At 73.7% G+C, this 25,906-nt stretch carries 26 protein-coding genes and 1 pseudogene; 9 read left to right on the top strand and 18 right to left on the bottom strand.

Annotated features, from left to right (window positions below):
* The first annotated feature begins 80 nt into the window (after nucleotides 1–80).
* Nucleotides 81–1,061 carry an iron-containing redox enzyme family protein gene (locus tag EMA09_RS15675; RefSeq protein WP_129841649.1) on the top strand — a complete coding sequence of 327 codons (981 nt, stop codon included), beginning with the start codon at nucleotides 81–83 and terminating at the stop codon, nucleotides 1,059–1,061.
* Between the two features lie 75 nt (nucleotides 1,062–1,136).
* Here the strand turns inward: EMA09_RS15675 and EMA09_RS15670 are convergent, their stop codons facing one another.
* Both EMA09_RS15670 and EMA09_RS15665 read right to left on the bottom strand, forming a co-directional pair.
* Nucleotides 1,137–1,343, bottom strand: coding sequence for a CDGSH iron-sulfur domain-containing protein (locus EMA09_RS15670; protein WP_129844059.1), 207 nt, complete (start codon nucleotides 1,341–1,343; stop codon nucleotides 1,137–1,139).
* Between the two features lie 64 nt (nucleotides 1,344–1,407).
* Nucleotides 1,408–2,064, bottom strand: a complete 657-nt coding sequence (locus EMA09_RS15665) for a HemK2/MTQ2 family protein methyltransferase (protein ID WP_240796418.1) — start codon at nucleotides 2,062–2,064, stop codon at nucleotides 1,408–1,410.
* 129 nt (nucleotides 2,065–2,193) lie between these two features.
* On the opposite strand from EMA09_RS15665, the gene EMA09_RS15660 reads away from it, so the two are divergent.
* On the top strand, nucleotides 2,194–2,988 hold the full coding sequence (locus tag EMA09_RS15660; protein ID WP_129841647.1) for an alpha/beta fold hydrolase: 795 nt from the start codon (nucleotides 2,194–2,196) through the stop codon (nucleotides 2,986–2,988).
* Nucleotides 2,989–3,171: 183 nt separating this feature from the next.
* Nucleotides 3,172–4,007, top strand: a pseudogene (locus tag EMA09_RS15655) (phosphatidylinositol-specific phospholipase C/glycerophosphodiester phosphodiesterase family protein).
* Between the two features lie 27 nt (nucleotides 4,008–4,034).
* Here EMA09_RS15655 and EMA09_RS15650 read toward each other — a convergent pair.
* Both EMA09_RS15650 and EMA09_RS15645 read right to left on the bottom strand, forming a co-directional pair.
* On the bottom strand, nucleotides 4,035–4,274 hold the full coding sequence (locus tag EMA09_RS15650) for a hypothetical protein (protein ID WP_129841646.1): 240 nt from the start codon (nucleotides 4,272–4,274) through the stop codon (nucleotides 4,035–4,037).
* Nucleotides 4,275–4,394: 120 nt separating this feature from the next.
* Nucleotides 4,395–5,249, bottom strand: coding sequence for a fumarylacetoacetate hydrolase family protein (locus EMA09_RS15645; protein WP_129841645.1), 855 nt, complete (start codon nucleotides 5,247–5,249; stop codon nucleotides 4,395–4,397).
* A 299-nt stretch (nucleotides 5,250–5,548) separates the two neighbouring features.
* Here EMA09_RS15645 and EMA09_RS15640 point away from each other — a divergent pair, with 299 nt between their 5' ends.
* The gene (locus EMA09_RS15640) at nucleotides 5,549–6,976 is read left to right on the top strand and encodes an FG-GAP-like repeat-containing protein (protein ID WP_129841644.1); all 1,428 of its coding nucleotides are present in this window, start codon (nucleotides 5,549–5,551) and stop codon (nucleotides 6,974–6,976) included.
* A gap of 15 nt (nucleotides 6,977–6,991) precedes the next feature.
* Here EMA09_RS15640 and EMA09_RS15635 read toward each other — a convergent pair whose 3' ends face one another.
* Both EMA09_RS15635 and EMA09_RS15630 read right to left on the bottom strand, forming a co-directional pair.
* The gene (locus EMA09_RS15635) at nucleotides 6,992–7,612 is read right to left on the bottom strand and encodes a VOC family protein (protein WP_346655835.1); all 621 of its coding nucleotides are present in this window, start codon (nucleotides 7,610–7,612) and stop codon (nucleotides 6,992–6,994) included.
* Nucleotides 7,613–7,924: 312 nt separating this feature from the next.
* Nucleotides 7,925–8,137 (bottom strand): hypothetical protein, encoded by a 213-nt coding sequence (locus tag EMA09_RS15630; protein WP_129841643.1) that lies wholly within the window; start codon nucleotides 8,135–8,137, stop codon nucleotides 7,925–7,927.
* 240 nt (nucleotides 8,138–8,377) lie between these two features.
* Between EMA09_RS15630 and EMA09_RS15625 the strand changes: the two genes are divergently transcribed.
* Both EMA09_RS15625 and EMA09_RS15620 read left to right on the top strand, forming a co-directional pair.
* On the top strand, nucleotides 8,378–9,379 hold the full coding sequence (locus EMA09_RS15625; RefSeq protein ID WP_129841642.1) for a zinc-dependent alcohol dehydrogenase family protein: 1,002 nt from the start codon (nucleotides 8,378–8,380) through the stop codon (nucleotides 9,377–9,379).
* A gap of 61 nt (nucleotides 9,380–9,440) precedes the next feature.
* Nucleotides 9,441–10,280 carry an EamA family transporter gene (locus tag EMA09_RS15620; RefSeq protein ID WP_129841641.1) on the top strand — a complete coding sequence of 280 codons (840 nt, stop codon included), beginning with the start codon at nucleotides 9,441–9,443 and terminating at the stop codon, nucleotides 10,278–10,280.
* A 400-nt stretch (nucleotides 10,281–10,680) separates the two neighbouring features.
* Here EMA09_RS15620 and EMA09_RS29465 read toward each other — a convergent pair whose 3' ends face one another.
* The 5 genes from EMA09_RS29465 to EMA09_RS15600 all read right to left on the bottom strand — a co-directional run bounded on the left by EMA09_RS29465 (nucleotide 10,681) and on the right by EMA09_RS15600 (nucleotide 16,360).
* Nucleotides 10,681–11,400 (bottom strand): ABC transporter permease, encoded by a 720-nt coding sequence (locus tag EMA09_RS29465; protein WP_346655834.1) that lies wholly within the window; start codon nucleotides 11,398–11,400, stop codon nucleotides 10,681–10,683.
* A complete protein-coding gene (locus tag EMA09_RS15615) occupies nucleotides 11,397–13,181 on the bottom strand; it encodes an ABC transporter permease (RefSeq protein ID WP_346655833.1) in 1,785 nt (594 codons plus the stop codon). Before EMA09_RS15615 ends, EMA09_RS29465 begins: the two co-directional genes overlap by 4 nt.
* The gene (locus tag EMA09_RS15610; protein WP_129841640.1) at nucleotides 13,181–13,948 is read right to left on the bottom strand and encodes an ABC transporter ATP-binding protein; all 768 of its coding nucleotides are present in this window, start codon (nucleotides 13,946–13,948) and stop codon (nucleotides 13,181–13,183) included. The genes EMA09_RS15615 and EMA09_RS15610 overlap by 1 nt, the downstream gene beginning before the upstream one ends.
* On the bottom strand, nucleotides 13,945–14,562 hold the full coding sequence (locus EMA09_RS15605) for a helix-turn-helix domain-containing protein (protein WP_240796417.1): 618 nt from the start codon (nucleotides 14,560–14,562) through the stop codon (nucleotides 13,945–13,947). The genes EMA09_RS15610 and EMA09_RS15605 overlap by 4 nt, the downstream gene beginning before the upstream one ends.
* A gap of 238 nt (nucleotides 14,563–14,800) precedes the next feature.
* Nucleotides 14,801–16,360, bottom strand: a complete 1,560-nt coding sequence (locus EMA09_RS15600) for an MFS transporter (RefSeq protein ID WP_129841638.1) — start codon at nucleotides 16,358–16,360, stop codon at nucleotides 14,801–14,803.
* Nucleotides 16,361–16,423: 63 nt separating this feature from the next.
* On the opposite strand from EMA09_RS15600, the gene EMA09_RS15595 reads away from it, so the two are divergent.
* From EMA09_RS15595 to EMA09_RS15585, 3 genes are all read left to right on the top strand, one after another.
* Nucleotides 16,424–17,410: a YafY family protein gene (locus EMA09_RS15595; protein WP_129841637.1), complete on the top strand. Its 987-nt coding sequence runs from the start codon at nucleotides 16,424–16,426 to the stop codon at nucleotides 17,408–17,410.
* A 128-nt stretch (nucleotides 17,411–17,538) separates the two neighbouring features.
* Nucleotides 17,539–18,420: an NAD(P)-dependent oxidoreductase gene (locus tag EMA09_RS15590; RefSeq protein WP_129841636.1), complete on the top strand. Its 882-nt coding sequence runs from the start codon at nucleotides 17,539–17,541 to the stop codon at nucleotides 18,418–18,420.
* A gap of 35 nt (nucleotides 18,421–18,455) precedes the next feature.
* Complete coding sequence (locus EMA09_RS15585) at nucleotides 18,456–19,643, top strand: PLP-dependent aminotransferase family protein (RefSeq protein WP_129841635.1); 1,188 nt, start codon at nucleotides 18,456–18,458, stop codon at nucleotides 19,641–19,643.
* A gap of 13 nt (nucleotides 19,644–19,656) precedes the next feature.
* Here EMA09_RS15585 and EMA09_RS15580 read toward each other — a convergent pair whose 3' ends face one another.
* From EMA09_RS15580 to EMA09_RS29295, 7 genes are all read right to left on the bottom strand, one after another.
* On the bottom strand, nucleotides 19,657–20,160 hold the full coding sequence (locus EMA09_RS15580; protein WP_129841634.1) for a hypothetical protein: 504 nt from the start codon (nucleotides 20,158–20,160) through the stop codon (nucleotides 19,657–19,659).
* Between the two features lie 62 nt (nucleotides 20,161–20,222).
* Nucleotides 20,223–20,780 (bottom strand): hypothetical protein, encoded by a 558-nt coding sequence (locus tag EMA09_RS15575; protein ID WP_129841633.1) that lies wholly within the window; start codon nucleotides 20,778–20,780, stop codon nucleotides 20,223–20,225.
* Nucleotides 20,781–20,793: 13 nt separating this feature from the next.
* Nucleotides 20,794–21,156, bottom strand: a complete 363-nt coding sequence (locus tag EMA09_RS15570; RefSeq protein ID WP_129841632.1) for a hypothetical protein — start codon at nucleotides 21,154–21,156, stop codon at nucleotides 20,794–20,796.
* A gap of 170 nt (nucleotides 21,157–21,326) precedes the next feature.
* Nucleotides 21,327–23,495 (bottom strand): DUF6571 family protein, encoded by a 2,169-nt coding sequence (locus EMA09_RS15565; RefSeq protein ID WP_129841631.1) that lies wholly within the window; start codon nucleotides 23,493–23,495, stop codon nucleotides 21,327–21,329.
* Between the two features lie 6 nt (nucleotides 23,496–23,501).
* Nucleotides 23,502–23,918, bottom strand: coding sequence for a hypothetical protein (locus EMA09_RS15560; protein ID WP_129841630.1), 417 nt, complete (start codon nucleotides 23,916–23,918; stop codon nucleotides 23,502–23,504).
* A 26-nt stretch (nucleotides 23,919–23,944) separates the two neighbouring features.
* The gene (locus tag EMA09_RS15555) at nucleotides 23,945–24,829 is read right to left on the bottom strand and encodes an RICIN domain-containing protein (protein WP_129841629.1); all 885 of its coding nucleotides are present in this window, start codon (nucleotides 24,827–24,829) and stop codon (nucleotides 23,945–23,947) included.
* A 27-nt stretch (nucleotides 24,830–24,856) separates the two neighbouring features.
* On the bottom strand, nucleotides 24,857–25,891 hold the full coding sequence (locus EMA09_RS29295) for an RICIN domain-containing protein (RefSeq protein ID WP_129841628.1): 1,035 nt from the start codon (nucleotides 25,889–25,891) through the stop codon (nucleotides 24,857–24,859).
* Nucleotides 25,892–25,906: the final 15 nt, after the last annotated feature.

Raw genomic sequence — 25,906 nt, 5'->3', positions numbered from 1 at the left:
AGCGGAGCCCCCGCGGGTACCCGTACGGGCCGTACGCACGGTCCCCCGGGGCCGCGAAGCCGCGGGGAGAAGGAGCGCCCATGAAACTGCCAGCCGCGCGCGGGGACCTGTCGGCGGCACTGATCGGGACGCTGGAGCGCGACCCCGACCCTTCGCCCGGCGCGGTGGACCTGCCGTCGGGGACCGGGGGCGCCGATCCGTTCGGCGACGACGTCCAGCTCGCGCTGTTCCTCGCCTACGAGCTGCACTACCGCGGCTTCGACGGGGTGGACGACGGCTGGGAGTGGCACCCGGAGGTGCTGCGGCTGCGGGGAGCGCTGGAGCGCGCCTTCCTCGCCGCGCTGCGCACCGAGGTGCCCGTCCATCCCGACGTGGAGTCCGCCCTGGACGGCCTGCTCGTGGAGCCGGTCGAGGCCGGCGGGATCACCGGTTTCCTGCGCGAGGAGGGCGAGCTGCGGCACCTGCGCGAGTACGCCGCGCTGCGTTCGCTGTACCACCTGAAGGAGGGCGACCCCCACGCCTACGCCATCCCGCACCTGCTCGGGCGCGCGAAGGCCGGCTTCGTCGCGGTCGAGTACGACGAGTACGGCTCGGGGCGGGCGGACCGCATGCACCAGCGGCTGTTCGCCGACCTCATGGCCGACCTGGGTCTCGACCCGGCCTACGGCCGGTACCTGGAGGAGGGCACGCCCGAGATGCTCGCCACCGTGAACCTGATGTCGCTGTTCGGCCTGCACCGGGCGCTGCGCGGCGCCATGGTCGGCCACTACGCCTCCGTGGAGATCACCTCGTCGCCCGCCTCGCGCCGGATGACGCAGGCGATGGAGCGGCTCGGCGCGGGGCCGGCGGCGATCCACTTCTACGCCGAGCACGTCGAGGCGGACGCGGTGCACGAGCAGGTGATGCGGCGCGAGGTCGTCGGCGGGCTGCTGGCCGACGAGCCGGAGCTGGCCGGCGACGTGGTCTTCGGCATCGACGCCACGGAGTGGCTGGAGGACCGGCTCGCGCGCTCGATGATCACGCCGTGGCGTGAGGGCCGCTCCGCGCTGCGGGCGCCGTGACGGGGGCGGTCCGGCGGTGCGCGGCGCGTACCGGGTCCCCGTTCGCCCGCGGGTGACACGGCCGCGCGGCGGCGCTCAGGCGTCGTCGTCCGGGCCGCGGCGCGGCCGGCGGACGGTCCCGTTCCTGCTGCGGCGGCGGTGGCTCGTGTCGCAGAAGGGGAACAGCTTGCTCCTGCGGCAGGTGCACAGCGCCACCACCGGCCGGTCCGACCGGGTCACCGTGCCGTCCTCGCCGACGTACTCGACCGGTCCTTCCACCAGCACCGGGCCGCCCGGTTCCATGGACACACGGCGGGCCGGCCTCGGCGGTTCGACCGCTTCCCCGGTCTCCCCCGTGCCCGGCTGCTCAGATGACGCGTTCGCCGCGGACAACGGCCAGCTCCTCCCTCTCCTCGCCCGGACGCAGCAGGCCCTGCGCCCGCAGCCAGGCTGCACGTTCCCTCATGACCGGCCCGAACGGCACGTGCCGCCGGGCGGTGATCCCCGCGTTCAGTCCCGACGACTCCAGGACCCGCGCGGTGCGTTCCGGGTCGCACAGCCCCGAGTGCACGATCAGCACCACGCCGCCCGGGCGCAGCAGTTGCGGCACGGTGTGGCAGATCCGGTCGAGCACGGCGCGCCCGTCCCGGCCCGCGTCCCAGGCGAGCGCGGGGCCGCGGCGGGGCAGGTGGCGGTGCGGCGAGGGGACGTACGGCGGGTTCGCCAGCACGAGGTCGAACGTCCGGCCGGTCACGGGGGCGAACAGGTCACCCCGGTGCACGCGGACGCGGCGGCGGGCCAGCAAGGCGTTGATCCTGGCGGTGAGCACGGCGCGGCGCGACGCGTCCACCGCGGTGACGCGCGCGGAACCGAGCCGCGCGGCGGCCAGGGCGAGCGCGCCCGATCCCGTGCCCACGTCGAGGACGCGGGCGCCGGTCGCCAGCCGCTCGCGCACGAGCGCTTCGAGCAGCAGGGACGTGTCGTCCTGCGGCCGGTACACGCCTGGGGGGCTCAGAAGGAACACGCCGACCCGGGTACCCGCCCGCCGCGATCCGAAGCGCGGGCCGCGGGACAGCGAACAGACGGGGAAGCGGCCAGAAACAGACATGAACCAGGCGACGACCGTTCACTGCCGCGTAGATAGTGTCAGTTCATGACCGAACGATTCACTCTTCCGGACGGTATCGAGCTGGCCTACGAGTCGACGGGTGAGGGACCGCTCCTCGTCCACGCCCACGGCATGCTGCTGGGCCGCGCGGCCGAGGACGCGATGGACCTCTACAGCTGGGACCCGGTGCGCGCGCTGCCCGGCCGCCGTTTCGTCCGGTACGACGCGCGCGGTCACGGGGAGTCCACCGGCCGGGCGGAGAACTCCGACTTCACCTACCCGGCCGTCGCCCAGGACCTCCTCGACCTCATCGACCGGCTGAGCCCCGGCGCCCCCGTGACCGGCATGGGCGCCTCGCTCGGCGCGGCGACCGTGCTGACGGCCGCCGCGCTCGCCCCGGAGCGCTTCGACCGGCTGGTGCTGCTCATACCGCCGACCGCGTGGGCCACGCGTCCCGCGCAGGCCGACCGCTACCGCGCGGACGCCGACCTGCTGGACGAGCGGGGCATCGAGGCGCTCGCCGAGGCGTGGGCCGGCGCCCCCGTCCCGTCGTCCCTGGCGGACGCGCCCGGCTACCCGCCGCGCTCGCCCGGCGTGCACCCCGAGGTGCTGTCCGCGCTGCTGCGCGGAGCCGCCCGCTCGAACCTGCCGGCACACGAGGCACTGGCCGCCCTCCCGCAGCCCACGCTGATCCTGGCCTGGGCCGACGACCCGGGGCACCCCGTGTCCACGGCCGAGGAGCTCGCCGAGGTCATGCCCGGCGCGCGGCTGCACATCTCCACCGACGCCGCCGGCGTCAGGACCTGGGGCGAGCGGATCGCGGCGTTCCTCGGCGGCTGACCGCGCCCGCCCGGCGGGGGAACCGCGGATGACGGCCGGGCGAACGTTCCCCCGGCCCCCTCCCGTACGCCCGGTGCACGCCCCGATACTCACGGACGGCCCGCTCGTCCGCTCCCTTCCTCGGAGGCACGCACCGTGGCACATTCCTTTCCCCGGCGTACGTTCGGCCTCGCCGCCGCCGGCCTGACCGGTCTGCTCGCCGCCGGTCCCCTCGCGGGGGCCGCGGCGGCCACCGCCCCGCGCGGACGCGCGCACGAGGCGCCCGCGCCTCTCCCGCGCGCCCACGCGCACAACGACTACGAGCACGCACGCCCCTGTTCGACGCGCTCGACCAGGGGTTCGGCAGCGTCGAGGCGGACATCTGGCTGGTGGACGGGCACCTGCTGGTCGCGCACGACGCCGAGGACCTCGACCCGGCCCGCACGCTGGAGGCCCTGTACCTGGAACCGCTGGCCGCCCGGGTGCGCGCGAACCGGGGCGCCGTCCACCGGGGGTACGGCCCCGGGTTCCAGCTCCTCATCGACATCAAGACGGCCGGCGGACCCACCTACCGGGAGCTGGCGCGGCGGCTCGGTCCGTACCGCTCGCTGCTGACCCGGTGCGTGGACGGGCGGGTGCGGCCCGGAGCCGTGACGGCCGTGGTCTCCGGCGACCGGGCGGCGCGGGAGCCGATGGCGGCGCAGCGGGTGCGGTACGCGTTCTACGACGGCCGGCCGGAGGACCTGGGCAGCGGGGTCCCCGCGTCGTTCATCCCGCTGATCAGCGCGTCCTGGAGCGCGGTCTTCACCTGGCAGGGCGAGGGAGCGATGCCGGCGGCCGAACGCGCCCTGCTGCGCGACAGCACCGCGCGGGCACACGCGGCCGGGCAGCGGGTCCGTTTCTGGGCCACGCCGGACATCCCGGGGCCGGCGCGGACCGCCGTCTGGCGGGAGCTGCTGGCGGCCGGGGTCGACCACCTCAACACCGACGACCTGGCCGGTCTCGCGGCGTTCCTGCGCAACGCCCGGGCCGCGGCCTGACGCCCGGCCGGCCGCCGGTCCCCGGGGTCACGCTCCGGGGGCCGGCGGCCCGGGCCGGACGGGGAGGTCGTCGATCCAGGCGTAACGGGTGCCGCCGCCCCGGGTGTTGCGCAGCTCGTAGAGGCCGGTGGCGGGCGGCTCGCCCCGCTCGGGGCGTGCGGCGAGCATCAGCGGCAGCGGCGCGCGGTCGGTGATGACCAGGTCGATCGTGCGGCCGTCGCGCGGGCCGCCCTCGAAACGGACTCGGATCACGGGAAGCGTCGCCATGCGCGCCAACCTACTGGCGCGCCGCCCGCCCGAAGTGCCCGGGAATCTTCCCCTCTCGCCTGTTTCCACGGGCGCCCGGACACCTCGTATCACCCGGACGAGCGACAAGAGTCGAAGGGATCAGGGCGCGGGCCGCAGGGCCGAGCGCTGGCGTCCGATCCCCTCGATCTCCAGTTCCACGACATCGCCGGCCGCGAGGTAGGGGAAGCGGCCGGACAGGGCCACGCCCTCGGGCGTTCCCGTGTTCACGATGTCGCCCGGTTCCAGGACGAGGTACTGGGACAGTTCGTGGACGAGCTGGGCGACGCCGAAGATCATGTCGGACGTCGACGAGTCCTGGCGGGGCTCCCCGTTCACCCAGGAACGCAGGCGCAGGGCCTGGGGGTCGGGGATCTCGTCGGCGGTCACGAGCACCGGGCCGAGGGGGTTGAACGTCTCGCAGCACTTGCCCTTCGACCACTGGCCGCCGGACTCCTCCAGTTGGAAGGCGCGTTCGGAGACGTCGTTGCTGATCGTGTAGCCCGCGATGTGGGCGAGGGCGTCGGCGGGGGTCGCGAGGTAGCGGGCGCGGCGGCCGATGACGACGGCGAGTTCGACCTCCCAGTCGGTCTTCAGCGCGCCGCGGGGGATCAGGATGTCGTCGTCCGGGCCGACGACCGTGTTGGGCGTCTTGTGGAACAGGATGGGGCGTTCGGGGGGCTCGGCGCCCGACTCGCGGGCGTGGGCGATGTAGTTCTGCCCGATGCACAGGACGGCGGAGGGGCGGGCGACGGGCGGGCCGGTGCGTTCGCCGGCCAGGTCGGTCACGGGCAGCGCGGCCGGATCGCCGGGCACGAGGTCCGGGTCGTCGGCGAGGGCGGCGAGGAACCGCCCGTCGATGTCGTCGGTGACGGGCCGCAGGTCGCGGGCGGTGCCGTCCGGGGCGACGAGGACGGGGCGTTCGTGCCCCGGCTCGCCGACGCGCATCAGGCGCATACGGGTCTCCAGCTCGGTGGTTCGGGCAGTGCGGTTCCGGTCTGTGTACTTCCGGTCTGTGTGCTTCCGGTGTGTGCGGTGGGGCGTGCGGGGATGTGTGGTGTCCGGGTGACGATCCCGGAAGCACTCTTCCGCAACCAGGCGTGCGGGCTCAAGCGTGCGCCCCTCAACTCACCGCGTACGCCCGTACGATCGGGCGAGGTGAAGAGAAGGTGACAGACGGAACGGAGTGCGTCGTGCGGCAGGATGACGGCCCGTCGCGGGCCCGCAGGCAGAAACCGACAGTCCGTGTCCGCGCCATGGGCGCCGCTCTCGGGACGGCCGTCGCGCTGGCCCTGCCGGTCTGGGCCGGATTGCCCGCGGCCCCGGCGTACGCGGCGGACGCCGTCGCGCACGACGACTTCGACGGCGACGGCTACCACGACCTGGCCGTCTCCCATCCCCTCGCGACGGTGAACGGCCACGCGGGCGCCGGTGTGGTCGTCGTCCTCTACGGGTCGGCGAACGGCCTCTCGACGGCCCGGTCGACGGTCGTCTCGCAGGCGTCCCCGGGGGTTCCGGGCGCGGCCGAGGAGGGTGACCGGTTCGGCACGGCGACGGCGAGCGCGGACCTCGACCGCGACGGGTACGCCGATCTGATCGTCGGATCGCCGGCTGAGGCCGCCGGCGGTGTCGCGGAGCGCGGCAGCGCGACCGTCGTGTGGGGCGGCCCCGGCGGGCTGTCCGGCGGCGCCGAACTGGGCGCCGGGACGATCGCCGCGGACGACTGCGGTTACGGCGGCACGGTCGCGGCCGGCGACCACGACGGTGACGGCGCACCGGACGTAACGGTGGGCTCGCGCTGCGCCACGCACCGCTACGAAGGACCGTTCACGCGGGCGGGCGCGGCCGCGGCGCACGCGGTGGACGCCGAGGAGCCGCCGGCCGGGCGTCCGGTGCTCACGCTGTTCGGCGACGTGGACGGCGACGGCGCGGCGGAGCGCGTCTCGCTGCCCGGTCCGGCGGCGGACGACCCGGGTGGCGCGGTGTGGGTGGACGACTGGCGCGCGAACGGCACCGTGCGGACCGCGCTGACCGCGGCCGAGGGGCTGACCGGCGCCATCGGGGACGTGGACGGCGACGGTTACGGCGATCTCGTCATCGGCGACCCGCAGGACCCGCTCGGCACCCGCCCCACCGGCCGTTCGGGCGGCGAGATCACCGTCTGGTACGGCGGCCCCGGCGGCATCGACCCGGCGCAGAGCCCCACGCGCCTGTGGCAGGGGTCGAACGGTCTGCCCGGCACGAGCGAGGCGGACGACGCGTTCGGCACGTCGGTCGGCGTGGGCGACGCGGACGGCGACGGCTACGCCGACGTGGCGGTCGGCCTGCCGGGCGAGGATCTCGGGACCGTCCAGGAGGCGGGGAGCGTCATCGTGCTGAGCGGCACGGCGGACGGCCTCACCGGGCGGGGTGCCCGGTCCTTCAACCAGGGCGTGGCCGGCGTGTCGGGGGCGCCGGAGTACTGGGACCTGTTCGGGGAGCGCGTGCGGCTGGCGGACCACGACGGGGACGGGCGGGCCGACCTCACGGTCGGCGTGCCGGGGGAGAACGCGGAGGGCTGCCTGTGGCTCGCCCCGGGCGGCGCGTCGGGACCCGCGGTGGACGGGTCGTCCGGGATCTGCTCGGGGTCCCTCCCCGGGTACACGGCGGACGGGCCGGGGTTCGGCGAGGTCATCGCGCCCTGACGGGTCCCGGCCGGCTCAGCCCTCGGGAACCTCGGCGGTGGTGGTGGCCAGGTCGATGACCATGAAGTTCGCGCCCTGGGAGTCGGCGACGGCGGCGTAGCGGCCGTACGGGCTGTCCATCGGCCCGTCGATCAGCCGGCCGCCGAGGCCCCGGACGGTCGCGACGGCCGCGTCGCAGTCGCCGACCGCGAAGTACACCTCGATGTGCGGCACGACACCGGACGGCGCGTCGCGCGGGACGCGGAAGCGCCCGACGCTCGGCGCGCCGTCGAGCTGCCAGACGGCGTAGTCGATGGCGGCGGCGCCCTGGGCCTCCACGCGGCTCACGGCGAACGGGAAGACGCCGGCGAAGAACGCGTCGGTCGCCTCGGCGTCCCGCGTGTACACCTCGGCCCAGGCGTACGCCCCCGGCGTGCCCCTCAGGCCGAAGCCCCGGTGCGTTCCGGCCTGCCAGACCCCGAAGACCACGCCGCCGGGGTCGCGGCCGACGAGCATCGCGCCGAAGTCCCCGACCTGCATGGGCTCGACGAGCACGTCGCCGCCGTGGTCCCGGACGCGCTCGGCGGTGGCGGGGACGTCGTCGGAGGCGAGGTAGAGGTTCCAGGCGGCGGGAGCGATGTCGCCCTGGCCCGGCATCTGGGGGGCGAGCGCGGCGACCTGTGTGCCGCCCCGGCCGTGTACGCCTGGGTGTATCCGCCGAAGGAGGCCGCGCCGGGATCGAAGTCCCAGCCGAAGAGCTGGCCGTAGAACCGTTTGCCCTCGTCCACGTCGGGCAGCGTCACGTCGGCCCAGCAGGGGGTGCCTTCGGGGAAGTCAGCGATGCCGGCCATGTCCGCGCCTCCGCGTCCTGTGTGGCGTGCCGGTGTGCACCGTCTTCCCGGTGCGCACCGTCTTCCACGCTAATCACACCTTTCGCGGCCCGCATGTCACGGCGGTGGCGGCGGGCGGTCAGCCGGAGCGGGTGCGGCCGCCGAGGAAGCAGCCGTGGGAGCAGACCCACAGGACGAAGGCGTGCCCCCACCGGTCGCGGACGGTGCCGACGCGGCGCCCGGACGCGCCGAGCCGCCGGCCGCAGCGCGCGCAGGCGATGCCCATCTGCTGGACGGGCGATAACCGGGTGAGGTCGGGCACGTCGTACGCGCCACCGCCATTCGCAAGCACCGCAACTGCCCCTTAGGCCGACCGCGGCCGCCGCCGGACCTCCCCGGTGGGACATGCCGCGGTCACAGGACAGATACCCCGTCGCACGGTCCCTCTCACCGTGTCCCCCGGGCGTCCGCGATGCGCCCCGTGCGCGACCGGCAACACTGGTACGACGTTCATCGAAGTTTGACAACGCTCGTACTTCACTGGTTGGCTTGCGCCCGACGGACGGACCCACCCGAAGAGAGGCCGGCGCACATGGCGATGACCGTGCGGTTCCACGAGTACGGCGACCCGGAGGTACTGCGGATCGAGGAGGTCCCGGCGCCGGAGCCGGGGATCGGCGAGGTCCGCATCCGAGTGGACGCCATCGGCCTGAACCGGGCCGACGCGCTGTTCCGGCGGGGGCAGTACGGGCGGCCGGTGCGGGCGTTCCCCGCGGGCCTCGGGTACGAGGCGGCGGGCGTCGTCGAGGCGGCCGGGCCGGGCGTCACCACCCTGCCCGTCGGCAGCCCGGTGAGCACCATCCCGGCGTTCAGCATGACCGACTACGGGGTCTACGGCGACACGGCCGTCGTCCCCGCCGCCGCCGTCGTGCGCCGCCCGGACGGCGTGGACGCCGTGACGGGCGCGGCCACCTGGATGACGTACCTCACCGCCTTCGGCGGGCTGCTCGAAGGCGACGACCTCCGCCCCGGCGGCACCGTCGTCGTGACGGCCGCCTCCAGCGGCGTCGGCATCGCGGCGCTGCGCACGGCCCGCCGCGTCGGCGCCCGCGCCATCGCCACGACACGCACGGCGGCCAAGCGGGACCAGCTCCTCGCCGCGGGCGCCGACGCGGTCGTCGTCACCGGCGAGGAGGACCTGGCCGAGGGCGTCCTGCGCGCGACGGACGGGCGCGGCGCCGACGTCGTGTTCGACGCGGTGGGCGGCCCGGAAGCCGCGGCGCTGCCGGGGGCGCTCGCGCCGTCCGGACGGATCGTGCTGTACGGGGCGCTCGGCGGCGCGACCGTCGAACTGCCGGCGCTCGCGACGCTCAGGTCCGGGCTCACGCTGCGGGCGTACAGCATCTCGGCGGGCACGACGACATCGGGCGACACACTGCGCCGGGCCACCGCCTTCATCACCTCCGGACTCGCCGACGGATCGTTCCGGCCCGTGGTGGACCGGGTGTTCGACCTGTCGGAGATCGTGGCGGCGCACCGCCACCTGGAGTCGGGGACGCAGGTCGGCAAGGTGGTCGTGACGGTCCGCCACTGAGGCGCGCCGGGCGCCCGTACGGCCCCGCATGGCCGGCGGGAAGCCGGGTACGCGGGGCGGAATGGGTGCGCTGCTCGCTCTTGCCTCCGCGGTCGTGTACGGCGTCGTCGACTTCTTCGGCGGACTGCTGTCGCGCCGAGCGCACTACGCGACGGTGACGGTCGTCGGGCAGGTCGGCGGGCTCGTGCTCGCCGTCGCGGTCGCGGCGTGGGCCGGCGCGGACCATGTGGGCGGGGCCGACCTGCTGTGGGGCGCGCTGTCGGGTGTCGGCAGCGGGACCGCGATGCTGTTCCTCAACCGCGGGATGAGCCGGGGCGCCGTCAGCGTGGTGGTGCCGGTGAGCGCCGTGACGGGCGTCGCGCTGTCCGTCGTCGCCGGGGTGTGCTTCCTGGGCGACCGGCCGGGGTTCGCGGCGTGGCTCGGGATCGTCGTCACGCTCGCCGCGCTGTGGCTCGTGTCGCGCGGCGACGGGAGTCCGGCGGCCCGGGAGGAACGGCCGGCGGTCGCGGACGGTCTCGTCGCGAGTCTCGGCGTGGCGGTCCAGTACGTGGGGCTGGCGCAGGCCGACCCGGCGAGCGGCCTGTGGGCGGTGGCGGCGGGACGGCTCGGGGCCGTCCTCGTGCTGCTGCCGACCGCCGTGCGGCACGCGTCCCGGCTGCGGGAGACGCCGGGACGGCTCGGCGCGGCGGCCCTGATCGGCGCGGGGGCGGCGGTGGGGCTGATGCTGTACCTGGACGCCGCGCACCGGGAGATGCTGGCGGTGGCGGTCGTCCTGGCGTCGTTCTACCCGGCGATCCCGGTGCTGCTCGGGATCGCCGTACTGCGGGAGCGCCTCTCCCCCGGGCGGACCGTCGGCCTGGTGGCCGCGGCCGCGGCGATCGCGCTGCTCACGGTGGCGTGAGCCCGGGATTCACTCCTGCGGGGGATGGCGAGATTCATCACTCTCCGTATAGCTTGTCGCCATGAATGTTTACGGAGAGCAGTCGAAGCGGGCGGGGCACCACCCGGACGGGCCGACGCGCCGGAGGTGCCTGCCCGTCCCGTCCGGCGGTTCCGCCCTTCCTCCCACCGGACGGGCCGCCGCGGCCGGACACCGATCCTCCCCGGCGGTGGGACCGCTCCGGTGTTCCCGCCCCCTGCCGCGGGGTTCCTGCGGGGAGGAACGCCCCCCGGTGGACGGTTCGGCGGTGCGGCGCGGTCCGCGCCCGGCACCCGTCCCCTGTCCCGCACCGGCACACAGCAGGCGGGCCGCCCGGTCCGCCCCGTGGCTCGGGGGGAAGCCGGGCGGCCCACCGTGCGGGTCAGCCGGCGGTCCGGAGGGAGAACCGTCCCGGCAGGCTGGTCGCGATCAGGGCCAGGGCGGTCACACCTGCCGCGACCAGGAGGTACGGCACGGCTGCCGGCGCCGGGGCCGCCTCGCCGGTCATCCCGGCACTGAAGCCCGTCAGCACGGCCAGGGATATGGCGCTGCCGATCAGTACCGCCGTGATGGCCACGGTGAGGGATTCGAGGCGCAGCATCCGCAGGACCTGCCGGCGCGTGGTGCCGACCTTCCGCAGCAGCGCGAACTCACGGCGCCGGTCGGCCGTCGCCATCGCGAGCGTGTTGACGGCGGCGATGGTGGTGAAGGCCAGCACGAGTCCCATCGCGAGGAACGCGACCTGTGCCCCGTTCTGCCGCTGTTCGGCGAGGGCGTCGGCGACGTGGCCGCTGCCCTTGACCGACAGGCCGGGGTGACCGGCGAGTGCGGCGGTGAGTTCGCCGTCGGACAGGGTGGTGGCGACGAGCACCGTGTCGGCGAGCGGGTTGTCGACGTGCGCGGACAGCAGGTCGTAGGGCAGTGTCAGGTCGCCGAAGCCGAGCGCGCGGTCGTAGACGGCGGCCACGGTCGTCTCCACGGGGGTGCCGTCGCCGAGGACGAGGGCCAGCGTGTCGCCGGGGTGCAGGTCCTTGCTGTCGGAGATTACGTCGCTCACGGCCACGCCGCCCTCGCCGAGGTCGGCGAGCGACCCCTCGGTCACCCCGAGGTCGAGTGTCGCGTCGAGCCCGGGACCGGTGGTGACCCCTGGACCGAGTACTTGTCGAGCCCGGGCGTGCGGACGGTGGAGTGCGTCACCTCGGTCACGGCGGTCACGCCGTCGGTGTCCCGCAGGGTCTCGACGGCGGCGTGGGGCACGCCGGGGCCGGCGGCGGCCACGACCCGGTCGGCCACCACGCCGTCACGCGCCTGCCGCTCCGCCGCGGCGGTGAGCGTGGTCTGGGTGAACAGGACGGTGCAGGCCATGGCGACGAGCAGGGTCAGCGGCGTGATGACGGAGGCCAGCCTGCGGGCCCCGGCCCGGGCGTTGTGCGCGGCCAGGTGTCCGGGGACGCCGCACCAGCGCAGGGGTGCCCCGATCAGGGTGAAGGCGACGCGGCACAGCGTCGGACCGAGCAGCGCGACCGCGATCGACAGCAGCAGCACGGTCAGGTAGGTGACGGGGGTCGAGGCCGGTTCGATGTGCAGGACCGTCAGGACGAACAGGAGGACCACTCCCCCGGCCAGGGCGGCGAATCCGGCGATCAGGCGCGGCAGGGGCGTGCGGCGGGGTTCCGCCGCGGCCTCGGTGAGCGCCTGCGCGGGCCGGACGCGGGCGGGGCGGCGTGCGGAGATGCGTGCGGCGAGCCAGGCGGTCGGCAGGGTGGCGAGCACGGCGGCGGCCATCGGGAAGAGGCTGTGGACCTGTCCGACGGTCTCGGGGACGGTGCCGAGGCCGGTCAGCCGGTCGTACAGCCATCCGGAGAGCGGCAGTCCGGCGAGCGCGCCGAGCGGTCCGGCCGCCAGGGCGACGAGCAGGGCCTCGCGGCCGATGAGCCGCCGGATCTGGCGCGGGGTGGCCGCGACGGCCCGCAGCAGCGCGAACTCGCGTGCCCGGGCGTGGGCGGTGAGCCCGAAGGTGCCGACGACCACCAGGACGGCGACGATCAGCCCGGTGCCGCCGACGGCGCCGCCCATGCTGACGAGCTGCACGCGGGCCTGCTCGGCGCCGGGGAACTCGGACTGTCCCCGGTCGTCCCCGGTGCGGACGACGGCGCTGGTGCCGTCGAGGGCGGCGCGGGCGCGGTCGGCGAGTTCGGCGGTCGTGGTGCCGTCGGCGGGGAAGAGGCCGGCCATGGTGATCCGGCCGTCGTGGCCGGCGAGGCCGCGGGCCTCCTCGTCGGAGAAGAAGACGGCGGCCTGTTCGGTGAGGGCGCCGTCCGCGATGCCGGTGACGGTGTGGGCGGCGGGGTCGCCGGTGGACTGGACGGTGACCGTGTCACCGACCGAAAGGCCGGCGCGGTCGGCCAGGGCGCGGTCGAGGACGATCTCGCCGGGCTGCCCGGGGGCGGTGCCGTCGGTGAGGGTGAACGGGGTCAGCGGTGCGGAGGACCAGGCGTGGCCGAGGGCTTCCGGGCCGCCGAAGGGGTGGCCGCGCTCGTCGAGCGGGGTGGCGGGGAAGGTCAGTTCGGTGATCACGGCGTCCGCGCCGGGCAGGTCCGTGAGGCGTTCGGCGGTGTCGGCGGGCAGCCACACCCGCTCGTACACCGGCTTGGCCTTGTGCTTGGTCTTGTCGTTCTTCCGGGTTTCGTGGTGGACGTTCTGGTCGGCGGTGACCACGATGGGCGTGGCCGCGTAGCGCTCGGTCAGGATCGGGCCGCGCAGGCCGGTCTCCAGCAGCGAGCCGCAGGCGGTGACGAGCGCGGCCGCGCAGAAGAGGGCGAGGAAGGCTCCGACGAAGCCGGAGGTGCGGGCGCGGAGGGTGGCAAGGGCGTAGCGCAGCATCAGGCCCACGCCCCCAGGTGCGTCATGCGGTCGGCCACACGGTCGGCGGTGGGGGCGTCCATCGTGTCGACGATCCGGCCGTCGGCGAGGAAGAGGACGGTGTCGGCGTGGGCGGCGGCCACCGGGTCGTGGGTGACCATGACGACGGTCTGCCCGCCGGTGTCGACGCAGGTGCGCAGCAGGCCGAGGATCTCCTTGGCGGTGACGGTGTCCAGGGCGCCGGTCGGTTCGTCACCGAACACGACGTCGGGGCCGGTGATCAGGGCGCGGGCGACGGCGACGCGCTGCTGCTGGCCGCCCGACAGTTCGGCGGGCCGGGCGTTCGCCTTCCCGGCGAGTCCGACCCGTTCGAGGATCTCGGTGACGGCTCTGCGGTCGGGTCTGCGGCCGGCGAGCCGCAGCGGCAGGCCGATGTTGTGGCGGACGGTCAGCGCGGGGACCAGGTTGAACGCCTGGAACACGAAACCGACGCGTTCGCGGCGCAGCCGGGTGAGGGCGGTCTCGTTCATGCCTTCCAGGCCGGTGCCGCCGATCGCCGCGGTGCCGGTGGTGACCCGGTCGAGGCCGGCGGCGCAGTGCAGGAAGGTGCTCTTGCCCGAGCCGGACGGCCCCATGACGGCGGTGAACGAGCCGGTGGGGATCGTCACGGACACGTCGTCCAGGGCGCGGACGGCCGAGGCGCCGCGGCCGTAGACCTTGGTCACGGAGTCGAGCCGTACGGCCGGGACCCCGGTGCGGGCGGGGGCGGTGGAGGCGTGGGTGGTCATGGGTGGCGCTCCGGTGAGTCCGATGTGGTGAGGGGAGTGGTGGCGGGAGGGGTGGTGAGCGGGGCCGGGAAGGCGAGGAAGCGGGTGAGGACGGTGCGGGCGCCCGGTGGTGTGGCGTCGTCGGGGCGCTTGTAGCGGTTGAGGAGGGCGATGTACTCCTCGAAGAACTCGCGCAGTTCGGGGAGGGTGAGGCGGATGGTGCCGCGCGAGTAGGGGTAGGCGTCCTGCCACTCGTCCGGGTCGCCCGCCGTTCGCTGGATCTGGTCGAAGAGCCGCAGGTCGGCCGCCCAGGCGAGGCGATTCATCTCGTCCACGACGGCGCGGGTGCCCTCGTCCTGGGCGCTGCGGGGCGGGAGCCTGAGGTCCTGGGCGACCGCCCGCCACCAGCGGCGCCGTCCGCCGCCGGGGTCGTCGCCGGGCGGCCCCGTCTCCTCCACGAAGCCGTGGCGGGCGAGTTCCCGCAGGTGGTAGCTGGTGGCGCCGGTGTTGAGGCCGAGGGCGCGCGCGAGTGTCGCCGAGGTGGCGGGGCCGTGGAGGGTGAGGTGCTCCAGCATGCGCAGGCGCCGGGGCTGGGCGAGTGCCTTGAGGGCTTCGAGGGAGGGCGTGAAGGGCATGTGCACAGCCTCTTGTGCACAGTCCGCTGTGCACATCCGGCGGCCCTCCGTCTTCGGGGTGGGGTTTTCCCCACCCTCGGGACGGAGTGACGACGCCCGCCTGATGGTGACGCGGCATGCCGGAGGTGAGGACAGCCCCGTGCCCCGGCGCGGTGGTGCTGCGCCGGGGCACGGGACGGAGGGTGGAGGCGGAGGTGGGACGGGGGGTGGGGGGGCGGGCCCCCGGAGGCGCGGGGAGTTACCGGGCTTCGGCGCCGACCGCTTCCGGGGTCCCGGTCGGTTCCCCGGTGGGTGCGGGGGCTTCGGCGGTCGGGGCGGTGGGGCTGTCGTCGGCTGCGGGGGTGGCCTGGCGTGCTCTCCGGGGCAGGAGGAACGCGAGGGCGAACGCGAGGACCGTCATCCCGAGGGCGAGCAGCACCACCTGACGTTCCGCCGACACGAAGTCACCGACGGACGCGGGGCCGTCCGTGCTCCCGGTGACGCCGGAGAAGAAGACGGTCCCGAGGACCGCAACGCCGAGACTCGACCCGGTCTGCTGGAACGACTCCAGGAGCCCGGAGGCGGAGCCCAGTTCGTGGTTCCTCACGTCGCCCAGCACGATGTCGAACAGCGGCACGAAGATCTGCCCCATGCCGAAGCCGTAGATCAGCAGCGGTACGACCAGGTCGGAGCCGTCCACCCCGGTGCCCGCCGAGCCGATGACGAGGTGCGCCAGCACCTGGCCGACCGCCATCACGGCGAGACCGATGTGCAGGATGTGCCGGCCGAGCCGCCCCATCAGCGCCCCGCCGAACGCCGACCCGAAGAACGCGCCGATCGCCCACGGCGCCATCACGATGCTCGCGTCCATCGGCCCGTACCCCCTGCCGAGCTGCAGGAACAGCCCCAGCGTCAGGGAGAAGCCGACGATGGCGCCGAAGAAGACGACCGTGAAGCCGAGGCCGGAGGAGTAGGAGCGCAGCCGCAGGACGCCGAGTTCCACCAGCGGTGCGCGGCCCGCCCGGAGCCGCCGCGTCTGGCGGACACCGAAGAGGACGAACGCCGCCACGGCCCCGGCCGTCATCGTCCACAGCCAGGCGGGCCAGCCGAGTTCGCGCCCCTGGACCAGCGGGAAGACCAGCAGGAACATGCCGGCGCCGCCGAGCAGCGCACCCACGCCGTCGAGCCGCAGCCCGTCCTGCCGCCCGCCGCGCGGCAGGGACCTCACCCCGGCGGCCAGCGCGAAGGCGCCGAGCGGCAGGTTGATGAGGAAGACCATCCGCCATCCCGTGCCCCACACGTCGGCGTCCACCAGCGTGCCCGCGACCAGCGGCCCCAGGATCGTGGCGAGCCCGATCACCGGCCCGAGCGCGCCGAACGCCTTGCCGACCTGCTGCGGCGGGAACAGCGCCTTGATCAGTCCGAACGACTGCGGGAGCATCAGCGCCGCGCACAGCCCCTGCGCCGCGCGCGCCACGATCAGCGAGCCGGGCGACCAGGCCAGCGCGCACGCGGCCGAGGTGACGAGGAACCCGGTGACGCCCCACAGCAGCATCCGCCGCCGCCCGAACATGTCGCCGAGCCGTCCGCCCGTCAGCAGCCCCACCGCCATGGCCAGTGTGTAGGCGGTGGCGACCCACTGGAGGTCGGCCGTCGTGCCGCCGAGGTCGGCGCGGATGGCCGGTCCCGCGACATTGGCGACGGTGGAGTCGAGGAGGTTCATGATCATCGCTGCCAGCACGGCGAAGAGGCCGAGCCAGCGGCGGTCGTGGCCGGACGCGGCGTGTGCGGCCGGGGAGGAGTCGGCGTTCGTGTTCATGGAACGACGATCTCCCGTATACAGGCACGGTCCTTTCCGCTTTCCCGCATGAGAATGGTCGGCGTGCTGGAAACCTCCGCCCGCCTCCTCCGTCTCCTGTCCCTTCTCCAGTCCCCGCGCGAGTGGACCGGTCCCGAACTCGCCGACCGGCTCGGCGTCACACCGAGGACCGTCCGCAACGACGTGGACCGCCTCCGCCGCCTCGGCTACCCGGTGAACGCCACACGCGGCCCGGTCGGCGGCTACCGCCTCGGCGCCGGTTCGTCCCTGCCGCCGCTGCTGCTCGACGACGACGAGGCGATCGCGGTCGCGGTCGGCCTGCGCACGGCGGCCGGCGCGTCCGTCGCCGGCATCGAGGAGTCGTCCCTCAGCGCCCTCACGAAACTCGAACAGGTCCTGCCGCCCCGGCTCCGCCGCCGCGTCGCCGCGCTCGGCGCGTACACGGTGAGCAGCGCGCCGCCCGGCGACCGGGACCGCGTCGCCCCCGACGTGCTGACCGTCCTCGCCGCGGCGTGCCGGGACCGCGAGCGCCTGCGGTTCGACTACCGGACGCACGAGGGCTCGGTCGGCCGCCGCGACACCGAGCCGTACCGGCTGGTCAACCGGGGCCGCCGCTGGTACCTGATCGCGTGGGACACGGGACGCGAGGACTGGCGGACGTTCCGGGTGGACCGGATCACGCCACGCGTGCCCACAGGGCCGCGCTTCGCGCCGAGGGAGCTGCCCGAGGAGGACCTCGCGGGCTACGTGCAGCGCGGCGTGCACCGCGCGTACGCGCGTTTCGAGGCGCGCGTCATCGTGCACGCGCCGACCGCCGTCGTGGCCGAGCGCCTGCCGCCCGGCAGCATCGCCCTGGAGACGCTGGAATCCCTGGACGAGAACTCCTGCGCCGTGACGCTCGGCGCCGACTCCGCGCGCACGATGGCGCAGTGGCTGCCGCACTTCGACGCCGATTTCGACACCTCGGCCAGTCCGGAACTCACGGCGGCCTGCCAGGAACTCGCCGCCCGCTGCAACCGCGCGGCGCGCCCGCCGGGGACCGGGGCCTGACCGGCGGCCACCGGGCGTGACGTCGTTCCCGCCGGCGAGGTGTCCCCGGCCGGAAGGGAAGATCGACACTGTCCTACGCTGACGGGACGGCGTTCGGGCCGTCACGGCACTGGAGGGACGTTCCGGAGATGCGTGTCTTCCTCGCGGGCGCGGGCGGCGCCGTCGGCCGCCCCCTCGTCCGTCTCCTGCTGGCCGCCGGACACCACGTCACCGGCACATCCCGCACCGACTCCGGCGCGGCCCGCGTCCGCGGCCTCGGCGCCGACGCCGTCCGCGTCGACGCGCTCGACCCCGCCGCGCTGCGCGAGGCCGTCACCGCCGCCGCGCCCGACGCCGTGCTCCACATGCTGACGGACCTCACCGCCGCCGACGGCGCGGCCAACAGCCGGCTGCGGCACGAGGGCACCCGCAACCTCATCGACGCCGCCCGCGCCGCCGGCGTCACGCGCATCGTCGCCCAGTCCATCTCCTGGGCCTACGCGCCCGGCGACGGCCCGGCCGGCGAATCCGTGCCCCTCGACCTCGGCGCCGACGAACCGCGCCGCTCCATGGTGGCCGCCGTCGACGCGCTGGAACGCACCTCCGCCGAACTGCCGCACGCCGTCGTCCTCCGCTACGGCCTGCTCTACGGACCCGGCACCTGGTACGCCCCGGACGGCGCCGCGTCCGCCGCGCTGCGCGGCGAGCCGGGCGACGCCTTCCTCGGCAGCGTCGCGCCGGACGGCTCGGTGGCGTCGTTCGTGCACGTGGCCGACGCCGCGTCGGCGGCCGTCGCGGCCCTCGACTGGCCCGCGGGGCCGGTCAACGTCGTGGACGACGAACCGGCGCCCGGCCGCGCCTGGGTCCCGGCGCTCGCCTCGGCCGTGGGCGCGCCCACGCCCGTCCCCGACCCGCACGCCCCCGGCGCGCCCTGGGCACGCGGGGCGCGCAACGACCTCGCGCGCGCCCGTGGCTGGCGTCCGGCCCGGCCGAGCTGGCGGACCGGCTTCGCCCACCAGTCGGACAATTGATTGGCGGCTACACGTACCTCGTCTAGGGTGGGCGCATGTCGCACCGCGCCCCCACCCCGCCCCCGGCAGCCCGCGCCGCCTCCGCGAGGCGGTCCCCGGTACGCGACCTGCTGGCGCTGACCGCCCGCCCCGAGGTCATCTCGTTCGGCGGCGGACTCCCGGCGCCGGAGCTGTTCGACGCCGAGGGGCTGCGCGCCGCGTACGACCGGGTGCTGACGGACGCGCCCCACGCCGCCCTCCAGTACTCCACGACCGAGGGCGACCCGGCCCTGCGCGCCGCGATAGCCGGCCGCCTGACCGGCCAGGACCTGCCGACCGACCCCGACCGGCTGCTCATCACCGCCGGCTCGCAGCAGGCCCTGACGCTCCTGGCGACCGTCCTCCTCGAACCGGGCGACACGGTCGCCGTCGAGGACCCGACCTACCTCGCCGCCCTCCAGTGCTTCGGCTTCGCCGGCGCCCGCGCGGTGCCCGTCCCGTCCGACGAGCACGGCATCGACCCGGCGGCGCTCGCCGACCTCGTGGCCCGCGAGCGGCCCAAGCTGCTGTACCTCGTCCCCACCTTCCACAACCCCACCGGCAACACCATGCCGGCCGCCCGCCGCCGGGCCATCGCCGAGACAGCCGAACGGCACGGGCTGTGGATCGTCGAGGACGACCCGTACGGCGAACTCCGCTTCTCCGGCACGCCCGAGCCGCGCATCGCGTCGCTCCCCGAGGCGGCCGACCGGACGGTGCTGCTCGGCAGCTTCTCCAAGATCATGGCCCCGGGCATGCGGCTCGGCTGGCTGCGCGCCCCGGAGGCGCTGCACGGGCCGTGCGTCATCGCGAAGCAGGCGGCCGACCTGCACACGTCGACCATCGACCAGGCCGCAGCCGCCCGCTACCTGGCCGACAACGACCTCGACGCCCACCTCGCGCGCGTCCGCGCCGAGTACCGCACACGCCGCGACGCGCTGGTCGCGGGCCTCCCGGAGGCCCTGCCGCCCGGCAGCACGTGGAACCGGCCGGACGGCGGCATGTTCGTGTGGGCGCGCCTGCCCGAGGGCCACGACGCGACGGAATGCCTGGCGAAGGCGATCACCAACGACGTGGCCTACGTCCCGGGCGCACCGTTCTACGCGGGCACCCCGGACCGGACGACACTGCGCCTGTCCTTCACGACACACGCCCCGGAGACGACGGCGGAGGGCCTGCGCCGCCTGGCGAAGACGTTCCTCTGACGGCGGGGCGGCTCTACTCCCCCGCCTCCTCCTCGAACTCCTCGCACGGTATGAGCTGCATGGTCGCGTCCATGAACGGCTCAATCAGATCCGACAGCACACGGACCGACTCCTCGTCGTCCTCGGGATAGGGCGCTTCGACGGTGAGCGTGACGGAGACGAGCTGGTTCGCGTGGCATTCCATCCGCGCCATGGCGACACCGGGCCAGACACGGACCTCATAGGCCCCATCCCGCTCCACCGCGTCATTCAGATCGACGCCCAGGTCTTCCCGACTGATCGTTTTCTCGAAGTCCATGTCGCTCGACGTGAAGGCCCGGACGGCCTCCTCACCGTCCACCAGCAACAAGCACTGGTGCATGGTGAACGGTCCATGGTTTTCGAACAGCCAGGGCGTCTCCAACTCATCGCCCGGCGGGAGAAGCGGATCGTAGAGAGCTTGATCGACCCCGACACCACACAGCGTCTCCGGCAGCGCGTACTCACGCTCACTCGGACCGCCGCACGCGGACAGCACGATGATGAGCCCTGTTGTCCCGAGGGCTACCGCACCCCTGCCCCTCAGACCCCCCACACCCACTACCCTCCGGACTCCTCGCACGGCAGAAACTCGGCAACGGCGGTCATGTAGGACTGGACCAACTCACCCAGGATCCGCCGCTGATCGTCGCCGTCGATCGCAGGTGCCCGCACTCCGAGGGTCAGCGTCTCGATGAAGCTGGACGAACCGCTCGGCACCACACAGGGCACTCGGACCAATCCCAGGTCGGGCCACACCTGTGCGTCGAACCGCCCCTCGACCTGTCGGCCGTCGTCCAACGACTGCGACAACTCCTCGTCCCTGAGGTAGTGCTCGAACAGCTCGGCCGGGGACCCATCGGAGACAACGACCGGTTCCCCGTCGACACGGTACGAGCAGGTGTCGGACAGCAGGCTCGCGAGGTCATGAGAGAACTCGCCACCGACGGTCAGTTCCTTCCCCGCCGGAAACAGCGGCTCGTAGAGGTTCGGCGGAACCTCGAACCCACAGAACGTCTCCGGCAGCGCGTACTCACGCTCACTGGACTCGCCACCGCACCCCGACACCGCGACGGCGAGCGCGACTCCTACCAGAGCCGCCAACTTTTTCCCCCTCACGCCCCCACCCTGATCACTCCTGGAACTCCTCGCACGGTATGAGCTGCATGGTCGCGTCCATGAACGGATCGATCAGATCCGACAGCACACGGACCGACTCCTCGTCGTCCTCGGGATAGGGCGCTTCGAGAGTGAGCATGACCGACACGATGTCGATCGCGTGGCACTCCATCCGCGCCATGGCGACACCGGGCCAGACACGGACCTCATAGGTCCCGTCCCGCTCCACCGCGTCATGGAGATCGACGTCCAGGCCGGCTCTGCTGATTCCGTCCTCGAAGTCCATGAACCCGTAGGTGCCCGCCGTGACAGCGGGATCGCCATCGACCTGCAACTCACACGTGTGCCCGACGTACGGCCCAGCGATGTCGAACACCCGACGGGGCTCGAAGTCTTCACCTGGCGGGAAGATCGGTTCATAGAGAGCCTCATCGACTCCGACCCCGCACAAAGTCTTCGGCAGCGCGTACTCACGCTCACTCGGACCACCACAGGCGGAAGCCACCATCGCCGCCAATCCAATCGCTACGCAGTATCGGCGCGACCTCACTGCTCCGCCTGCCACTCGACGCGATGCCCGAACCACTGTTGCATCACCAGAGGGACGGCGTTCGCATTGATCTCAGCATTCGCTGAACCAGTGGCGCGCCGGACGGCACTCAGCAGTGCATCACTGGCCGCTTGATAACTCCGCCGGAAACTCGACTCCGCGTCTTCGATAATCTCTTCGCTTTTATCCTGCCGCAACGTCTCGAAAATCGCTTCACTGATCATACCGACGCCTTCCTCGATGATCGGACCAGCCAGCGGAGCGCGTTCGGAGATCCGTCCGACGGCCTCATCAATGACATACCCAGCCCATTGCTCAGCCAAGTCCACCTTGCCGTTGTACTCATCCTGCTCTGCGATTCCGACCTCATACACCGCATCGGCCCGCGCCTCGGCGAGAATTCCCGCCATGACCGCTCCGGGCGCCATGGCTCTGGTAAGACGCGTCGATGTGTCGGCTTGTCCCTCATCGGACGGGGCATTGATCGCATGGTCGATCGCCACTGCCGTGTACGCCTGCTGGGCGCCGGTGAGGATCGCGTAGGAGTCCGGATCTCTGCCGATCTGCGACACGAGATCCGTCAGATTCTCGAAGGCACTGAAGTCAGCAAGAAGCGGTTCTCCGGGGAGAGCCACCATCTCGTCTCCGACCGCAAATTGCATCTCCCCCATGTAAGCGGCCATCATCCTGGCGATATTCGGCCGCATGAAAGCATACTCACCACTGTCTCCGACCAGACTCACGTCTTCGTCGAGGATTCCCAGCACCGCGTCCATCACGCGGGTGCCGGATGCTGTGTGGCGGATGTTCGCGGTGGTCGTCGGTTCGCCGGTCGGGATTCCTGTTGTTGCGGATTCCAGGGCTGAGGCCAGGCCGGGGCGGTTCGATTCCAGGGTCGGTGAGCCGTGGTGTGGCCAGGCGCGTTCTGTCAGCAGGTAGTCCAGGCGTTCCGGGTCAGCTCTCGGGTCCAGGTAGGCCGCCGCCGTGTCCGGGTCGTGGCTCATGATGCCGAGGACGCTGTCCAGCGGGTCCACGGCGAACCACGTCATGTCGTCCTCGTCCAGGTAACGGTCGGCCGCCGGGCCGCCCACCGTGAGGTTCCACAGGCCAGGGCGGCCGCCCTGGTCGGCGTCCTCCGCCGTGATGAGCTGGTCGGCCAGGTCGCTCAGGAAGCGCGTCGAGTACGTGGGGTGGTCGCCCTCGCCCAGCAGGCTGACCAGCAGCTGGTAGCCGAGCACGGGCTCGTCCGTCAGCGTCGGCACGCTGAACTCCCGCAGGCCCGCCTCCTCCAGACCTGCCATGAAGTCGTCGCGGAACCGGCCCCACTGCGCCCGCTCGTCCGTGCCGGCGGGCGGTGGGTCGGTCGCCGTGGCGAGGACGGCGCGCAACTGGTCCTGCAGGTGGCTGTGCCGTGGCAGGTCCGGGTCGGCCGCGATGCGGGCCGTCAGGTCGAGGAGACCGCCCGCGCCCAGGTCGCCGAGGAAGGAACGGGCGAACTCCGGGTCGTCCGCGTTGATCTCCAGGGTGCGCGTGAACTCCGCCCACTCCGACGCGGACAGTTCCTCGCCGTCGGCCAGCCTGCGCGCGTATTCCTCGGCGTGGTCGGCGAGCATCTCGTCGGAGTCGCCCCAGGGCGCGCCGTTGAAGATGCCGTCCTCGCGGGAGTCGGTATCGGTCGCGGCCTTCGTCAGCAGGACACGCAGGGTGAAGTCCGCCTCGCCCACCGCGTGGACGGCGGCGTCGAGCCGGACCTGCCACGCGTCACGGGCGGTCCGGATCTCCGGTATGCCGGTCCGGTCGAGTGCGTCGCGGACGTACCCGTGGGAGTCCACGGTGAAGCCGGCTTCCTCCGCCTGGGCTGTCACGTCCAGCAGGGTCGCGCGCAGTTCGACGAGGGTTGTGTGGCCGTCGCGCAGCATGCCGGCCAGTGCGCGGCATTCCGTGCGTGCCGCCTCCAGTTCGGTCAGCGTCGCGGTGAAGCGTGCGCCGGCCGCCGTGGCGGTCTCACCGGACCAGGTGCCGCCGCGTTCGCGGGTCAGGTCCGCGATCCGCACCTCGTAGTCGTCCGTCACGCCGACGAGGTCCTCGGCGGCCCGTTCCAGGGCGTCGGCGGCCGCCTCGATGCCGGACAGGTCGGCCGCGGTGATCTCGTCATGGCCGAGCACCGCCGCTCACACCCCCCACGGCCGGGTGCCGCCGTGCCACTGGGAGGCGATGTCCTGATCCAGTGCGCCGAGGCCCGTGCCGGCGGAGCGGGGGATGTCGGCGTCGGCGACCAGGCGGTCCCGCAGCCGGTCGGTCTTCCCGGTCCACGACTCCGCCAGCCGCACCAGGCCGTCCGCCGTCTCCCAGCCGCGCACCCCGCCGGCGGCCCGCTCCAGCTCGGCCGCCGGAGGGCGCACGGTGTCGCGTGCCTCGTCCGCCAGGTCGTTCTCCAGGTAGTCGGCCGCCCGGCGCAGGGCGTCCGGCTCGATCCCCAGGTCCTCCGTGCCCTCGGCGGGCGCGCGTGCCGGCAGCAGCCCCCCGGCCGCCACCTCGCGGCGGGCCGATGCCTGGATGGCGGCCCACTCCTCGTCGAACGTCCCCACGACTTCCCCCTGGTCCCGGCCCTGTGTCAGAAGGCCTCGAACTTCCACTGCTGTGCGCGCGCCTGGTTGCAGTCCCACTGCCGCACGTTGGTCCACGACTCGGACTTGCCGTTCTCCACGTCCATGCAGTACTTGCTGTGCCCGGCGGCCAGTTCGAAGTAGCCGTCGCCCACCTCGGTGAGCGACCAGCGCTGCGACATCGACTCGTTGCACGTGTACATCCGGATGTCGCCGCCCATGTCCTGGCTGGCGTCCTGCACGCCCACGCAGACGTTCCCGGACTGGAGCATCCACAGGTCGCGGCCGACCTCGTGGAGCGTGAACCGCTGCGCGTCCCCGTCGTTGCAGCCGAACGACTGCACCGCAGTGCCCGGGTCGGTCAGGCCGTTGGAGCGGTCGAGGCAGGTGCCGAGGCCGGAGATCAGCCGGTACGTCTGGCCGTCAACGGGTTCCGGTCCCTGGATCGTCTCGGTGAGGGCCGTGCCCGACTCGGCGCCGGTGTCCTCTTCCTCGACCTCCTCCTCCTGCTCCTCCTCCTCGATCTCCGGCTCCGGATCGGGCTCCTCCTGCACCACCGGGGCTTCCTCCTCGACCGGCGGTTCCTCCTCCTCGGTGGGCTCCTCGGCCGCCTCCTCCGTCTCCTCCTCCGTGGGCGCGGCCGGTTCGGCGGGCTCCGTCTCCTGCTGCTCGGGGGTCGGCTCCAGCGTCCCCGACACGAGCGTCGTGTCCGGGTCGCCGTCGCCGCCGAGCACAGCGCCGGCGGCGACGACGCTCAGCGACACGACGACGGCCGTGGCGACGCCCCAGCCCATCGACGTGAAGACCCTGCGGCCCGGCAGCAGCCCGCGCGGCGCCACCGCCGGTTTCTTCCGGTACGTCGAGGCGAAGCCCTTCTCGGGTTCGTCCACCATCGCTCTCGTTCCTCCCTCACGGGCGCGTCAGCGCCGTTCGAGCCGCCACATCTGCGCCGCGGCACCGTTGCAGCGCCACTGCTGGACGTTCGTGCCCCACTCGGACGAGCCGTACTTCACGTCGAGGCAGTGCCCGCTGCGCACGGATGTGAGCTGGTAGTAGCCCGAGCCGAGGGACGTGACCTCCCACTGCTGGGCCGGGGCGTCATTGCAGTACCACATACGGACGTTGGCGCCCTCGGTCAGGGAACCGTTCTCCACGTCCGCGCAATTGTTCTTGGAGTGCAGGGTGTAGACGCTACCGCCACGTGCCTGCACGGTGAACTCCTGGGCCGGGGCGCCGTTGCACTCCCACACCTGGAGATTGGTCCCGGGGTCGTTCGAGCCGTCGTCCACGTCGAGGCACAGGCCGGACGCGGCCCGCAGCCGGTAGGCCACGCCGTCCTGCAGGGGGCCGGCCCGCACCGCCGGGCTGCCGGCGAGCGCCTGTCCCGACCGTTCGGTGGAGTTGTCCGGGGCGTCCTGCCCGTCGTCCTCGTCCGTCCCGCCCGTCCCGCCCGTCCCGCCCGTGTCCCCGGCGGTGTCGTCGGAGGCGCCCGTGGTGCCGGAGCCGCCCGTGTCGCCGGTGTCCTCGCCGTACGCCGGGGCGTCCGGGCCGTCGTCCGCCGGGTTCACGGCCTGACCGGTGTCGCCGGCACCGCCGCCGGACGCGGCCGCTTCGCCGGTCCCGGACTCGTCGGTCTCCCGCCGGTCGTCGGCGGGCTCGTCCCCGGTGTCGTCCACCGTCTCCGCCGGCTCCTCGGCCGGCGCGTCGCCGGGCGTCGCGTCCGTCTCGACACGCGCCGGCAGCTCGGCGGCGACGGGCGCCTTCTGCCCGCCGCCCCCGTCGAGCACGGCACCGGCCGCCGCCACCGAGCCGGACACCACCAGCGCCGTCACGACCGCGCAGGCCAGCGACGTGAACACCCGGCGGCCGGGCGCCAGATCACGCCGTGCCAGCGCCGGTCTGCGCGCGAACGCGTCGGCGAAACGATCCGCCTGCCGGCCGGGTCGTCTCCTCACCACAAGTTCTCCCCC

The organism is Streptomyces sp. RFCAC02 (genome assembly GCF_004193175.1).
Taxonomy (GTDB): domain Bacteria; phylum Actinomycetota; class Actinomycetes; order Streptomycetales; family Streptomycetaceae; genus Streptomyces.
This window is presented reverse-complemented; position numbering and strand designations above follow the sequence as displayed.